Origin of the sequence: Croceibacterium selenioxidans, from assembly GCF_018599195.1 — a bacterium.
GTDB classification, from domain to species: Bacteria; Pseudomonadota; Alphaproteobacteria; order Sphingomonadales; family Sphingomonadaceae; genus Croceibacterium_A; species Croceibacterium_A selenioxidans.
Window position 1 is genome coordinate 1,048,841 of the sequence record NZ_JAHFVK010000001.1, and the last position, 13,386, is coordinate 1,062,226.

Here is a 13,386-nt window from a genome sequence, read left to right on the forward strand (position 1 = left end):
GCCACTCAGGCGTCGATCAGGTCGCGGTCGAGTTCGCCGGCGCGGTTCTGGATGAAGTTGAAGCGATGCTCCGGATTGCGGCCCATCAGCTGGTCGACCAGTTCCTTTACCGCATAACGCTGCTCGTGCTCAGCCGGCAGGGTGATGCGTGTCATCGTGCGTGATGCCACGCTCATGGTCGTCTCGCGCAGCTGCTGCGGGTTCATCTCGCCGAGACCCTTGAAGCGGCTGACTTCGACCTTTTTGCCCTTGAATACCGTCTCTTCCAGCTCCTTGCGGTGCGCGTCGTCGCGCGCATAGCGGCTCTCCTTGCCGGCCGTGAGGCGGTAGAGCGGGGGCTGGGCCAGGAACAGGTGACCGTTCTTCACGATCTCGGCCATTTCCTGGAAGAAGAACGTCATCAGCAAGGTGGCGATATGCGCGCCGTCGACGTCGGCGTCGGTCATGATGACGACCCGGTCATAGCGCAGCTGATCGGGATTGCAGTCCTTGCGCACCCCACAGCCGAGGGCGAGGATCAGGTCGGCGATCTCGCTATTGGCGCGAATCTTGTCCGCCGTGGCGCTGGCGACGTTGAGGATCTTGCCGCGGATCGGCAGGATCGCCTGAGTCTTGCGATCGCGCGCCTGCTTGGCGCTGCCACCGGCGGAATCGCCTTCGACGATAAAGATCTCGGTCTCCGCATCGCCTTCGCCCGAACAATCGGTGAGCTTGCCCGGCAGACGCAGCTTGCGGGCGTTGGTCGCAGTCTTGCGCTTGATCTCGCGCTCCGCCTTGCGGCGCAGCCGTTCGTCCATCCGCTCCATCACCGAACCGAGCAAGGCGCGCCCGCGCTCCATGTTGTCGGCGAGGAAATGGTCGAAGTGATCGCGCACGGCGTTTTCAACCAGGCGCGCGGCCTCGGGGCTGGTCAGGCGGTCTTTGGTCTGGCTCTGGAACTGCGGCTCGCGGATGAACACCGAGAGCATGATTTCGCTGCCCGTGACGATATCGTCCGCCGAGATGTCCTTGGCCTTCTTCTGCCCGACGAGTTCGCCGAACGTGCGAATGCCCTTGGCCAGGGCAGAGCGCAGGCCTTGCTCGTGGGTGCCGCCGTCGGGAGTGGGGACGGTGTTGCAGTACCAACTCGTCGAGCCGTCGGACCACAGCGGCCAGGCGACGGCCCATTCGACGCGGCCCTGGTCGTCGGGGAAGTCCTGTCGGCCGGCGAAGAACTCGCTGGTGACACATTCGCGCGTTCCGACTTGCTCGGCCAAATGATCGCTGAGGCCGCCGGGGAACTGGAACACCGCTTCCTCGGGCACGCCGTCCGTCGCCAGTGACGGCGCACATTTCCACCGGATCTCGACCCCGGCGTAGAGATAGGCTTTCGAACGGGCGAGCTTGAATAGCCGCATCGGCTTGAATTGCCGGTCGCCGAATATCTCTGGATCGGGCGTGAACGACACTGTCGTGCCCCGGCGATTAGGCGTCGCGCCGATTCTCGAAAGGGGCGCGAGGGGATGCCCACGGGAAAACTCCTGCGCGTAGACCTCTTTGTTCCGCGCCACTTCGACCCGCACGTTTTCGCTGAGAGCGTTGACCACGCTGACGCCGACGCCGTGGAGACCGCCGCTGGTCGCGTAGGCCTTACCCGAGAATTTGCCGCCTGAGTGCAGCGTCGTGAGAATGACTTCGAGCGTCGACTTGCCGGGAAACTTCGGATGCTCGTCGACCGGCATGCCCCGGCCGTTATCGCTGATGGTCAGCCGATTGCCCACATCGAGCGTGACCTCGATCCGGTTCGCATGGCCAGCGACGGCCTCGTCCATCGAGTTGTCGAGGACTTCGGCGGCGAGATGGTGCAGCGCGCGCTCGTCGGTGCCGCCAATGTACATGCCTGGGCGGCGACGGACGGGTTCCAGTCCTTCGAGGACTTCGATCGCGGAGGAGTCATAATCCCCGCCACCGGCGGGCAACTTGTCGAACAGGTCTTCGGACATGATCAGGCTATAGGGCGCGGCTCTGCACGCGTTCAAGCGACAGGCGAGAAGTTATCCGCTCCCGCCTGCCACAAACCATCAGAACCGGCTCGGCGCGGGATCGACGACGGAAACCGATCCGTTTCCGACCTGTCGCACTTCCATGGCCCGTTCGCCGACGCCGGTGCTGCGGAAGCGAAACGGCCCGTCGAGGCCGAGGAAACCGTCGTCGGCGAGCATTTTTCCGGTCGGGAAGGGACGTCCCGGTTGCCAGTCGCGCGCGATCCGCAAAGTCAGCAGCACCGCGTCATAACCGAGTGTCGCCACGCGAAACGGCTGTTCGCCGAAGCGTGATTGATAGCTGGTCGCGAACTGGCGATATCGAGTATCGGACACGGAGGAGTACCACGCACCGCGCAGGGCCGGGGCGTTGGCGATGCTGGCTTCGCTGCTCCACAATTCGGTCCCCAGCAGGCGAAGCGTATTCCCATCCTTCAGCGCATCGGCTGCCATTATCGAGAGCCGAGCGCCTTCGGCGATGAGCACAGCGTCAAATCCGCCGCGGGCCTTAAGGCGTTCGGCAGCGCTGACGATGGAGGTATTTCCGCGGTCGAAGCGCTCGGTTGCGACAACGGTGCCTCCTGCCGCCTGGACGGCCGCGGTCAAGGCTTCGCCCGAGCGGCGCCCGTAGTCACCATTGGGCAGCAAGGCGGCAAAATTGCGGATGCCCTGCGAGCGAGCGTAGGCGATCGTTCGAGTAATCGACTGCTCGGGCACATGGCCCATCACGAAAACGTCGGGTTGTGCCACGGAAGTGTCGTTTGAAAACGAGACCAGCGGCACGTTGGCCGGGCGGGCGCGGGCCAGAACCGGCTCAACGTCTTCGCGCAGCAAGGGCCCGAGGATGAGCTTGTTGCCGTCGCGAATGGCATTCGCGGCGGCCGAGCCGGCTCCGGTGGCCGTATCGTACGTCGTGATACGCAAGTTCTGGGCGCTGGTGTCGAGGAGGGCCATGGTCGTCGCGTTGGCGATCGACCGACCGACAGCCGCGTTTTCTCCCGACAGGGGGACCAGCAACGCGACGCGATGGCGCGCGGTATCGGTGGGAAGAACATCTTCGCTCGGTCCCGGTGCCGTGGTCGGCGCGGGTGCCGGTCCAGGGCGGCCGCTATCCGGCACGACCTTACAGGCAGCGAGGAGAACGGTGAGCAAACCAACGGCGAGAACTCGCCTGGTCATTGCCAACATGCTTGCGGCTCCAACTTGAACTGGGCCACAAGCATCGCGTGAACGACACCGACCGACCCGAACCTCTCTCCAACGGCCTCTATATTGTTGCCACCCCTATTGGCAATCTCGGTGACATAACACTGAGGGCAAAGGAGACTCTCGCGCGCTGCGATGCTGTGGCCTGCGAGGATACACGCGTTACGGGCAAGCTCCTCCGTCATCTCGGAATATCCAAACCTTTGTGGAGATACGACGATCATGCCGGAGAGCGGGATCGCCAACGGCTGCTCGACGCCATGCGTACGCAGGCCATCGCGCTGGTGAGCGACGCGGGGACGCCTTTGATCTCCGACCCCGGCTATCGCCTGGTTAGCGAGGCGAGGGAGGCGGGCATTCCTGTCACGAGCCTGCCTGGGCCCAGCGCGCCGATCATGGCGCTGACGCTTTCCGGCTTGCCGAGCGACCGGTTCCTGTTCGCAGGTTTCCTGCCGAACAAGGACAAGGCCCGGCGCGATGTGCTCGAAGAGCTTGCCTCGGTTCGGTCGACCCTGGTGTTCTTCGAGACCGCACCCCGCCTGGGGAAGGCCCTGGAAGCTATCGGAGAAGTTCTGCCGGGCCGCGAAGTGGCAGTCGCGCGTGAGCTCACCAAGCTTTACGAGGAATGCCGCACGGGCAGCCCTACGCAGCTCGCGCTCCATTTTGAGGCCCATCCGCCCCGTGGGGAGATCGTGCTGCTAGTCGGCCCCCCGGCAACTGATGTGGTGAACGAGGCTGATGCCGATGCCCTCCTTCGCGAAGCCCTGGAGACGTTGAAAACCTCACAGGCGGCCGCTCACGTGGCCAGGCTCACCGGACTCGACCGCAGGATGCTCTACGCACGGGCTATGGAGTTGCGCGGCGAGTGAAGCGCGAGATTGCCGAACGAAAGGGCCGGCGCGGCGAAGTGTTTGCCGCGTGGTGGCTGCGCCTCAAGGGCTGGCGGATCGTCGGCCGCCGCGTGAAGACGCCGCGTGGTGAGATAGACCTCATCGCTCGCCGTTTCGGCACGGTGGCCTTTGTCGAGGTCAAATGGCGCGCCGGAGAGGCTGCCCTCGCCACGGCGATCGACGGCTATCGCCTGAGACGGGTCGCGGCGGGCGCCGAAGCCGTTGCGCACAGATATTCTTCCCCGGGAGAGAATATTCGCATCGACGTGGTCCTGCTTGCGCCGCGCCGCTGGCCGCGCCACATCGTCAACGCCTGGCAGCCCTGAGGGGGATCGAATGAGTTTGCGTGTCGCGGTCCAGATGGATCCGCTTGAGAGCATCAATATCGCGGGAGATTCGAGCTTCGCGCTGATGCTCGCGGCGCAGGCGCGCGGGCATCGGCTGTGGCATTACGATGTTCGCTCCCTCGCTTGGGAGAACGGCCGGATCACCGCCTGGGCGCGTCCGGTGCGGGTGCAGCGTGTTGAAGGGCAGCACTTCGGATTCGAGGGCGACGAGGCCAGAATCGACCTCGTCTCCGACATCGATGTGGTGCTGATGCGACAGGATCCGCCGTTCGACCTCGGCTACATCAGCGCGGCCCTGCTGCTCGACAGGCTTAAGGGTGAGACGTTGGTGGTCAACGACCCGCGGAGCGTGATCAACGCGCCCGAGAAGATGTTCGTGCTGGACTACGCGCGGTTCATGCCCCCGACCCTCGTCGCGCGGCGGATTGAGGACGTGCGCGGGTTTCAGCAGCAGCATGGCGCCGTGGTCATGAAGCCGCTCCACGGCAACGGCGGAAAGGCGATCTTCAAGGTCGAGGCCGACGGTACCAACCTCTCGGCCATTACCGAGTTGTTCGGGCAAGTCTGGCCCGAGCCGTTCATGGTCCAGCCGTTCCTTCCCGAAGTGGCCGAGGGCGACAAGCGCATCGTCTTGGTCGACGGCGAGTTCGCCGGAGCGATCAACCGCAAGCCGGGCGAGGGTGAATTTCGCTCAAACCTTGCGCAAGGTGGCTATGCCGAGGCTGCCGAACTCACCGCGCGCGAGGAGGAAATCTGCGCCGCCATGGGTCCCGAGCTCAAACGTCGCGGGTTGGTCTTCGTCGGGATCGACGTCATCGGTGGCCGGTGGCTGACCGAAATCAACGTCACCTCACCGACGGGAATCGTCGCAATCGACAAATTCAACGGTACCGATACGGCGGCCTTGATCTGGGATGCGATCGAGCGCCGACACGCGGCGATGTAGCGCTGAAGATCCGGAGGATTTTTCAGAACCCTTCGGCTCTCCGGCACGTTTGACCCCAAATGCACGAATTCATCATCGATGCCATCGCGCTGGGCGGATACTGGGGGATCGCCTTTCTGATGGCGATCGAGAACGTATTTCCGCCCATTCCGTCCGAAGTGATCATGGGCATCGGCGGCTTGCTGGTCGGGCGCGGGGAGATGGAGTTCTGGCCGCTGCTCATCGCCGGAACGGTAGGGTCCACCGCCGGCAACTACGTTTGGTTCTGGATGGGCGACAAGTGGGGTTATCGCCGCCTTGCGCCGCTGATCGAGCGGCACGGGCGTTGGCTAACCCTCGAATGGGAGGACATCGAGAACGCCACCCGCTTTTTTCAGCGACATGGCCAGTGGGTGGTGTTGGTGCTGCGATTCTCGCCGTTCCTCCGCACAATGATCTCGCTGCCGGCGGGGCTTTCGCACATGAAGGCGTGGAAGTTCCTGCTGTTCACCTTCATCGGTGCCGGTATCTGGAACGTGCTGCTGATCTACGGCGGCCAGTGGCTGGGCCGCTATTTCGAGCAGTCGCAGGATGTGTTGGCGTGGATCGTGCTTGGCGCCTTCGGTCTTGCCATCGTCGCGTACCTGTGGCGCGTTGTTACCTGGAAGCCGCGCGCCGAACGTTAGGCCTTTTCGCGCGGGTGGGCCGAGCGGTAGGCCTCCAGCATCGTCGCCGCGTCGACTCGGGTGTAGATCTGCGTCGAGCCCAGGCTCGCATGGCCGAGCAGTTCCTGCAGGCTGCGCAAATCGGCCCCTGCCCCGAGCAGATGCGTCGCAAAGCTATGGCGCAAAGCGTGGGGGGTTGCAGTGGCGGGCAAGCCGAGGGCGATGCGTGCCCGGGCCATCGCCTTTTGCACCATGCCCTGGCTCAATGGGCCGCCTTTCGCTCCGCGGAACAGGGGCTGCGCAGGCTCGTGGGGAAAGGGGCAACGTCTCACGTAGTCGGCCACCGCGGCTCGAACCAGCGGCAGGACCGGCACGACGCGTTGCTTGTTGCCCTTGCCCGTCACCACCAGCGTTTCGCCCAGCGGCGCATCCGAACCTTTGAGCGACAGGGCTTCGGCAATACGCAAGCCGGCGCCGTAAAGCAGCAACAGGACCGCCCGATCGCGCGCACCGATCCAGTCCTGGGCCGACGTTTCCTTCACCGTCTCGACAAGGTTTGCTGCTTCGTCAGGAGTGACCGGGCGCGGCAGGCCTTTCTTGATCCGGGGTCCGCGAACGCGGGGAGGGGCAGCATCCGCGAAACCCGCCTGCTCTCGGGCATAGGCCAGGAAGGCCTTGAGCGCCGACAGCTCACGCGCGGCCGAGACGTTGCTCAAACCGTCGGCGCGCCGTAGCGCAAGCTGCATGCGCAAGTCCCCGGGACCCAGCCGCGCGAGCGCGCCCCAGTCTGCCGCGTCGATCCGTTCGAGCCAGCGCTCGGCCGTCGCGACGTAAGCCCTGACAGTATGCGGTGACCTTCGGCGCCCCATCGCGAGGTGCTCCCGCCACTGGTTGAGGAGCACGCCCTCGCTCATGCCGCAGCCAGGCTGCCCGGCACTAGTTCACCGAGCAGCGCGTCGAGCACAGGCATGCCTTGCCCGGTCACGCCGGCTCGTCCCTCAGCGCTCCACACAAGGCCGAGCGTCTCGAGAAACGCCAGCTTTTGGTGGTCGAGCAACTCCGTCTCGGTCAAACCGAAGCGCTCCGCCAAATCCGCGATCCCCACGCCTTCTCGCAGCCTCAGGCCCATCAGCAGCGCCTCCGCCGCCTGCTCATGGGCGCCGAGCTGCCTTTCCTCCACCAGGCCGTGACCGTTGCGGGTCACGGCGTCGAGGAAGTTCTCCGGCTTCTTGTGCCGCCGCGTCGCCATGCCCGATCGCCGTCCATGAGCCCCGGGCCCGATCCCGACATAGTCGTTGTAACGCCAGTAGGTGAGGTTGTGCCGGCTCTCCTCGCCTTGGCGGGCGTGGTTGCTGACCTCGTAGGCTGGAAGCCCCGCTGTCTCGGTGAGGTCCCGGGTGAGCGCGAAAAGGTCCGCCGCTGGATCATCTTCCATCGGCTCGAACAGGCCCCGCCGAACGTCGGTGGCGAAGCGCGTGTTGGCTTCGATCGTCAGCTGATAGAGCGACAGATGCCCGGTACCGAACCCGAGCGCTCTTTGCAGTTCCGCATGCCATTGCTCGGGCGTTTGGCCGGGGCGCGCGTAGATCAAATCGAAGCTGACCCGGCGGAAGTGCCGCTGGGCCACTTCGAGCGCGGCAAGGCTCTCCTCGACGTTATGCAGGCGTCCGAGGAATTGCAGCGTTTCGTTATCGAGGGCCTGCAGGCCGAGCGAGACCCGGTTAACGCCCGCTGCCGCCAGCGACGCAAAGTTCGCCGCTTCGACCGAAGAGGGATTGGCCTCGAGCGTGATCTCAATCTCCGACTCGAAGCCCCACAGCCGTTCGGCCTCCTCTAGCAGCGCCTCCACCAGGGCGGGCGGCATCAGCGACGGTGTCCCGCCGCCGAAGAAGATCGACTCGAGCGGCTTCCCGACGGCTAGTTCGGCCTCATGCCGCATGTCGGCCAACAACGCCCCGCGCCAGGCGTCGTCTTCGACGCGATCGCGGACGTGCGAGTTGAAGTCGCAATACGGGCACTTCTTCAGGCAGAAGGGCCAGTGGATGTAGAGCGCGCGAGCCACGCCGCTATCCTACTGGGCGAACTGGTCCGCGACCAGCTTGGCAAACGCGTCGGCGCGGTGGCTGATGCGGTGTTTCTCCGCCGGGTCGAGCTCTGCGAAGGTGACGTCGTAACGGTTCGGCACGAAGACTGGGTCATATCCGAAACCCAGGGTTCCGCGCGGCGGCCAGGTAAGCGTCCCATCGGCCCGGCCTTCGTAGACCGCATGGTCGCCATCGGGCCAAGCGAGGGCGAGAACGCAGGAGAACCAGGCCTCGCGACTCGTGCCGGGTCCCTTGGCCTGGAGCATGCCTTCGACCTTTCCCATCGCCATGTACCAGTCGCGGCCCGGCTCACCCTCGAACCACTGCCGTTCGGCCCAGTCGGCGGTGTAGACTCCGGGCCGCCCGTCGAGCGCTGCGACCGAGAGCCCGCTGTCGTCAGCCAATGCGACAAGGCCCGAGCTTTCCGCCGCGCCGCGGGCCTTGATCAGCGCGTTCTCGATGAATGTCCGTCCGGTCTCGTCCGGCTCCGGCAAGCCGAGCGAACCCGCCGAGATGCATTCGAGCCCATAGGGCCCGAGCAAGGCAGCGATTTCCTTCAACTTGCCCGCGTTATGCGTGGCAATGACCAGCGTGCCGGAGCCGAGCTTTCTGCTCACCGGCCGACCGCAGCCGCCTGCGCGGCGAAGATCTGCTCACAGCCGATGCGGGCGAGGCGGAGGAGACGCAACAAGCTTTCCTCGTCGTAGCAGGCGCCCTCTGCGGTAGCCTGGGCTTCGGCGATCTTGCCCCCTTCGAGCAGCACGAAGTTGGCATCAGCGTCCGCCGAGCTGTCTTCCACATAGTCGAGATCGAGGACGGGAGTGCCTTCGTGGATGCCACAGCTCACTGCGGCTACCTTGTGGATGATCGGATCTTCAGAGATCGCCCCAGATGCCAGCAGCTTGTCCACCGCAAGGCGCAGAGCCACCCACGCGCCGGAAATCGCGGCGGTGCGTGTGCCACCATCGGCCTGGATCACGTCGCAGTCGAGCACAATCTGCCGCTCGCCAAGCTTCTTAAGATCTATCACCGCTCGCAAGGAACGCCCGATAAGGCGCTGGATTTCCTGGGTTCGGCCGCTCTGCTTGCCCTTCGCCGCCTCTCGGCTGCCGCGAGTGTGCGTGGCGCGCGGAAGCATCGAGTACTCGGCGGTGACCCAGCCCTGGCCCTTGTTGCGCAGGAACGGTGGCACCTTGTCCTCGACGCTCGCGGTCACGAGCACGCGCGTGTCACCGAAGGACACCAACACCGATCCTTCGGCGTGCTTGGTAAATCCAGTCTGGATGTCGATAACGCGCATTTCGTCGGGCGCGCGGCCGGAAGGTCGCATGAGATACTCCATTGCCGGGGGTTCGGCTTTTCTGGAGCCGCCGTAGCGACTAGATAGCCGCCTGTCATGCCCACACCCCCGCTTACAGAATTGAGCGATCGCGCCCGGGAAATCTTCCGCCTTGTGGTGGAAGGTTACCTCGAGAGCGGGATTCCCGTGGGGTCGAGGACTCTGGCAAGCGAAGGGGTGCTCAATCTCTCTCCAGCGTCGATCCGTTCGGTGCTGAGTGAGTTGGAAGCGAGGGGCCTCCTGGCCGCGCCCCACACGAGCGCCGGGCGTATGCCGACGGAGTCGGGGTTGCGGCTGTTCGTCGACGGAATGATGCAGGTTGCCCAGCCGAGCGCGGAAGAGCGTGCGGCGATCGAACGACGCCTGGCGCAGCCGGGGCCGATCGAGGCGGCGATCGAGGCGACCAGCGCGGTCCTGTCGGAGATTTCCGGCGCCGCCGGCATGGTCATGGTCCCCCGGCGCGATGCCAGGCTGGCGCAGATGAGCCTGGTCGCCCTCGATCAGGGGCGCGCGCTTGCCGTGCTGGTGGGGCAGGATGGTTCGGTCGAAAACCGTCTCCTGCATTTGCCCGCCGGAACGGGATCGTCTTCGCTGCAGGAAGCCTCGAACTACATCTCTGCCCATCTCGCCGGGCGAACCCTGGCTGAAGCAGCGCTTGGGATGAAGGCGGAGATCGCGTCGGGCCGGTCGGCGCTCGACTCGGCGAGCCGCGACCTCGTCGAACGCGGCCTGGCGATCTGGAGCGAAGACGCGGCGCGGCGCCCGGTGTTGATCGTGCGAGGGCAAGCGAAGCTTCTCGATGACACCGCACTCGGCGATATCGATCGGGTCCGTTCGCTGATCGACGATCTCGAGAACAAGCAATCGGTTGCCGAACTGCTCGACAGCGCGCGCGAGGCGGAAGCGACTCGGATATTCATCGGCAGCGAGAATCGGCTGTTTGCGCTATCGGGCTCGTCGGTAATCGCGGCACCCTATCGGGATCGCGAGGGCCGCGTCGTCGGTGTGCTCGGAGTGATCGGGCCCACGCGGTTGAATTACGCGCGTATCGTGCCCATGGTGGATTTCACTGCTCGATCTCTGGGCAGACGCATTGGCTGAAAACCGGAAATGATGACTAACGAAAACGAAAATCCGCGCGATGAGGCGGTCGAGAAGGAATTGGCCGGGGTTCCGGACGAACTGCTCGATAAAGGTGCCGAAGGAGGCGAAGGCGCTCATTCGCTTGAGAACGCGCTTGCGTCTCTGAGAGGCGACCTCGAACAGGCCCAGCAGGACATGCTCTACGCCCGCGCAGAGGTGCAGAACGTGCGGCGGCGGATGGAGAAGGATATCCAGGACGCGCGTACTTACGCGGCGACGGGCTTCGCCCGGGACATCCTTTCGGTAGCCGACAATCTGTCCCGCGCCATCGACCACTTTCCGGCCGAAATGCGCGAGGATGAGAAGCTCAAGAACTTCTTCGCCGGGATCGAGGCCACCCAGCGGGAGCTGGACAAGGTCTTTGGGCTGCACGGAATTACCCGCATTGCGGCCAAGGGTCTGCCGCTCGATCCGAACCAGCACCAGGCCATGCTCGAAATCCCGACCAACGACGCCGAGCCGGGCACCGTCGTGCAGGAAATGCAGGCCGGCTACATGATCAAGGACCGCCTGTTGCGGCCCGCGATGGTGGGGGTGGCGAAGAAGCCGGAATAACTCCGGCTCACCTCACAAGTCTTCGTGAACCATGTCGATTTCGCGCACGCCGCGCTGACGGCGTGCCGTATCGACCAGGCGACGCAGGTTCTCGCGCCGCGCCTGAGCTTCGCCGATGTGACGCATCTTGAGCTCGTTGATCCGCGTGGTTTCGTCGCTCGACGTGATGGTCACGGTACCGATGCCGACCCACTGGTTTAGCAAGGTAAAGTCGATCCGCACGTCCTTGACGCGATAGAGCTCGACCTCGTCGATGCTCTTGAAGATGATTCCGCGGCGCACGATCAGCCGTTCGCTGGTCAGCTCGTACTTCGCGGCCATCGTCTGGAGCCATTTGGCGAAGACGATCACCAAGGCGAGGAGAGTCAGCAGCAGAGGCCAGGCGCCCCAGTTGCCAGCCTTGGCGATCAGGATGGCAAAGCCGGCAATGCCGAGCAGGATTGTCCCGAGACCGAACGCCGTGCCTCTTAACCACCCGCTCAGCGAAGAGCGGTAGCTGTCGAGCAACGGTTCGGTCATGGTCATCCCCCAAAAGTCCGAGGGCCAAATTAGCACGGCGAAAGGCGATTTGAAGCAGGGTTTCGCTGCAACTCAGGCTTCGGGTGGGGAAGAAGCGGCGACTTGCGCCGCCTCCTCGGCTGAGATCTTTGCGATCCGGAACCCAGTAAACCCGTAGAGCATGTCGAGCAGCGGGCTCGCGTAGTTGAAGATCGCATAGGGCAAGTAGGCAAGGGTCGGTACGCCGAGCACCGCGGCCATATAGGCGCCGCACGAGTTCCACGGCACCAGTGGCGCCGTGACGATACCTCCGTTGGATACGGCGCGCGAGAGATTGAGGCTTGAGAGCCCACGCGTTTGGAACTCGACCCTGAAGAGCCGGGTAGGCAGGACGACGGCAACATATTGATCCGCCGTCACGATGTTGAGCCCGATCGCGGTGCAGATCGAGGTGGCGATGAGGCTACCGGTGTGTTTGGCGCGGGTAAGCAGCGGGGTGACAAGCTTCGATAAGAAGCCGAACTCGTCGAGAATCGAACCGAAGGCGAGCGCCGCGATGATAAGCCAGATGGTGAGGAGCATGCTTGCCATGCCGCCACGAGAAACGAGGTCGTCCACCGGCTCGATGCCGGTGTTGGCTTCGAAGCCGGTTGCGATGACCTGCCACACACCCGCAATATACGAGGCGAGGGTGCTGCCCGCCGGTTCGCTCGCCATCGCCAACACGGCATGAGGTTGGGTGAAGCAGGCCAGGACGCCGGCAAACAGCGACGAGATCATGAGTGCCAGCGAGGCGGGGACCTTTCTAACGGACAGCACTATCAGCAAGAGAAGCGGAAGCAGGTTGATCGGGGTGATCCAGAACAACTGGTCGAGAGCCCCGAGCTCCGAGTAGATCAGATCCTGCCCGGCCGTGGGGGGCGCTCCGACGAACCCGAGCACCAGTAAGCCTATCGCCGCGATCAGAAACGCGGGCGCACTGACCAGGGCCTGGTAGCGGAGGTGGGTATAGAGATCGTTATTGGTCAACTGCGCCGCGAGGATGGTCGTCTCCGAGAGCGGAGAAAGCTTGTCGCCGGTATAGGCCCCGGCCACCACCGCGCCCGCGGTAATGGCGGGTGAGACGCCCGCCAGCCAGGCCAGACCCATCAGGCCCACGCCAACTGTACCCACGGTCGTCCAGGAACTGCCGATGCCAAGCGAAATGGCGGCGCACACGATGAGGCTCGCGACGTAGAACCAGTTGGGATTGATGACCGCCAATCCGTAATAGACCAGGGTCGGTATCGTGCCCGACATGTTCCATGAGCCGATCAGCCCGCCCACGGCCAGGAGGATGAAGATCGCACTGACGACGGAGGCCACGCCCCGGCGGCTCGCTTCGGAGACGGCCTCCCAGGAATGGCCTTTACGCAGGACGATGATCGAGGCCGTCATGGCCGAGAGCAGCATCCCGACTTGCAGGGGCCCGTTCATCGCATCGAGGCCGAACAGCGCCACCGAGCCCCCGACCAGCAGGGTCAGGACAAGGAGCGGCAGCAGCGCTTCGAAATAGGTTGGTTGCTTGTCCGGCGGGACGGTCGCGACGAAGTCCTCGACACTCATGCCCTTGAGGTCCGGCAATGCGGTGATCGTTCGGTCTGTCTATAGGGCATTTGCGCCATCGCTCTCCTTCAACCGGAGATTAGACGAAGGCGGTTACCCCGCTAGTTG

The 13,386-nt window shown here is 64.4% G+C and carries 14 protein-coding genes; 6 read left to right on the forward strand and 8 right to left on the reverse strand.

Annotated features, from left to right (window positions below; all coding sequences use genetic code 11):
• Window positions 1-5: 5 nt before the first annotated feature.
• Together parE and KK137_RS05105 are read right to left on the reverse strand one after the other, a co-directional pair.
• Window positions 6-1,982: a DNA topoisomerase IV subunit B gene (gene parE, locus KK137_RS05100; protein ID WP_214535043.1), complete on the reverse strand. Its 1,977-nt coding sequence runs from the start codon at window positions 1,980-1,982 to the stop codon at window positions 6-8.
• Between the two features lie 78 nt (window positions 1,983-2,060).
• Window positions 2,061-3,200 (reverse strand): penicillin-binding protein activator, encoded by a 1,140-nt coding sequence (locus tag KK137_RS05105; protein WP_214535044.1) that lies wholly within the window; start codon window positions 3,198-3,200, stop codon window positions 2,061-2,063.
• A gap of 47 nt (window positions 3,201-3,247) precedes the next feature.
• On the opposite strand from KK137_RS05105, the gene rsmI reads away from it, so the two are divergent.
• From rsmI to KK137_RS05125, 4 genes are read left to right on the forward strand one after another with little or no spacing between them, the layout of a single operon-like run.
• Window positions 3,248-4,096 (forward strand): 16S rRNA (cytidine(1402)-2'-O)-methyltransferase, encoded by an 849-nt coding sequence (gene rsmI / locus KK137_RS05110; RefSeq protein ID WP_214535045.1) that lies wholly within the window; start codon window positions 3,248-3,250, stop codon window positions 4,094-4,096.
• Entirely contained in the window at window positions 4,093-4,443 is a 351-nt protein-coding gene (locus tag KK137_RS05115; protein ID WP_214535047.1) for a YraN family protein, read from the forward strand. The genes rsmI and KK137_RS05115 overlap by 4 nt, the downstream gene beginning before the upstream one ends.
• A 10-nt stretch (window positions 4,444-4,453) precedes the next feature.
• Window positions 4,454-5,410 carry a glutathione synthase gene (gene gshB / locus KK137_RS05120; protein WP_214535049.1) on the forward strand — a complete coding sequence of 319 codons (957 nt, stop codon included), beginning with the start codon at window positions 4,454-4,456 and terminating at the stop codon, window positions 5,408-5,410.
• 59 nt (window positions 5,411-5,469) lie between these two features.
• Window positions 5,470-6,075, forward strand: coding sequence for a DedA family protein (locus KK137_RS05125; RefSeq protein ID WP_214535050.1), 606 nt, complete (start codon window positions 5,470-5,472; stop codon window positions 6,073-6,075).
• Here KK137_RS05125 and KK137_RS05130 read toward each other — a convergent pair.
• From KK137_RS05130 to rph, 4 genes are read right to left on the reverse strand one after another with little or no spacing between them, the layout of a single operon-like run.
• Entirely contained in the window at window positions 6,072-6,968 is an 897-nt protein-coding gene (locus KK137_RS05130) for a tyrosine recombinase XerC (RefSeq protein WP_214535052.1), read from the reverse strand. The two genes, KK137_RS05125 and KK137_RS05130, sit on opposite strands and share 4 nt — an antisense overlap.
• Complete coding sequence (gene hemW, locus KK137_RS05135) at window positions 6,965-8,116, reverse strand: radical SAM family heme chaperone HemW (RefSeq protein ID WP_214535053.1); 1,152 nt, start codon at window positions 8,114-8,116, stop codon at window positions 6,965-6,967. Before hemW ends, KK137_RS05130 begins: the two co-directional genes overlap by 4 nt.
• 9 nt (window positions 8,117-8,125) lie before the next feature.
• Complete coding sequence (gene rdgB / locus KK137_RS05140) at window positions 8,126-8,755, reverse strand: RdgB/HAM1 family non-canonical purine NTP pyrophosphatase (RefSeq protein WP_214535054.1); 630 nt, start codon at window positions 8,753-8,755, stop codon at window positions 8,126-8,128.
• A complete protein-coding gene (gene rph, locus KK137_RS05145) occupies window positions 8,752-9,468 on the reverse strand; it encodes a ribonuclease PH (RefSeq protein ID WP_214535055.1) in 717 nt (238 codons plus the stop codon). Before rph ends, rdgB begins: the two co-directional genes overlap by 4 nt.
• A gap of 66 nt (window positions 9,469-9,534) precedes the next feature.
• On the opposite strand from rph, the gene hrcA reads away from it, so the two are divergent.
• Window positions 9,535-10,578, forward strand: coding sequence for a heat-inducible transcriptional repressor HrcA (hrcA, locus tag KK137_RS05150; RefSeq protein WP_214535057.1), 1,044 nt, complete (start codon window positions 9,535-9,537; stop codon window positions 10,576-10,578).
• A 12-nt stretch (window positions 10,579-10,590) separates the two neighbouring features.
• Window positions 10,591-11,175, forward strand: a complete 585-nt coding sequence (locus KK137_RS05155; protein ID WP_214535059.1) for a nucleotide exchange factor GrpE — start codon at window positions 10,591-10,593, stop codon at window positions 11,173-11,175.
• Window positions 11,176-11,187: 12 nt separating this feature from the next.
• Here the strand turns inward: KK137_RS05155 and KK137_RS05160 are convergent, their stop codons facing one another.
• Both KK137_RS05160 and nhaC read right to left on the reverse strand, forming a co-directional pair.
• The gene (locus tag KK137_RS05160; protein WP_250893588.1) at window positions 11,188-11,700 is read right to left on the reverse strand and encodes a PH domain-containing protein; all 513 of its coding nucleotides are present in this window, start codon (window positions 11,698-11,700) and stop codon (window positions 11,188-11,190) included.
• A 66-nt stretch (window positions 11,701-11,766) separates the two neighbouring features.
• Complete coding sequence (gene nhaC, locus KK137_RS05165; RefSeq protein ID WP_214535062.1) at window positions 11,767-13,278, reverse strand: Na+/H+ antiporter NhaC; 1,512 nt, start codon at window positions 13,276-13,278, stop codon at window positions 11,767-11,769.
• Between the last annotated feature and the right edge of the window lie 108 nt (window positions 13,279-13,386).

Coding starts and splice junctions, on each gene's coding strand:
- nhaC (WP_214535062.1), bottom strand. CDS start 13,278: ATGAGTGTCGAGGACTTCGTCGCGACCGTCCCGCCGGACAAGCAACCA.
- KK137_RS05125 (WP_214535050.1), top strand. CDS start 5,470: ATGCACGAATTCATCATCGATGCCATCGCGCTGGGCGGATACTGGGGG.
- KK137_RS05105 (WP_214535044.1), bottom strand. CDS start 3,200: ATGACCAGGCGAGTTCTCGCCGTTGGTTTGCTCACCGTTCTCCTCGCT.
- gshB (WP_214535049.1), top strand. CDS start 4,454: ATGAGTTTGCGTGTCGCGGTCCAGATGGATCCGCTTGAGAGCATCAAT.
- KK137_RS05155 (WP_214535059.1), top strand. CDS start 10,591: ATGACTAACGAAAACGAAAATCCGCGCGATGAGGCGGTCGAGAAGGAA.
- parE (WP_214535043.1), bottom strand. CDS start 1,982: ATGTCCGAAGACCTGTTCGACAAGTTGCCCGCCGGTGGCGGGGATTAT.
- KK137_RS05160 (WP_250893588.1), bottom strand. CDS start 11,700: ATGACCATGACCGAACCGTTGCTCGACAGCTACCGCTCTTCGCTGAGC.
- KK137_RS05130 (WP_214535052.1), bottom strand. CDS start 6,968: ATGAGCGAGGGCGTGCTCCTCAACCAGTGGCGGGAGCACCTCGCGATG.
- rph (WP_214535055.1), bottom strand. CDS start 9,468: ATGCGACCTTCCGGCCGCGCGCCCGACGAAATGCGCGTTATCGACATC.
- hrcA (WP_214535057.1), top strand. CDS start 9,535: ATGCCCACACCCCCGCTTACAGAATTGAGCGATCGCGCCCGGGAAATC.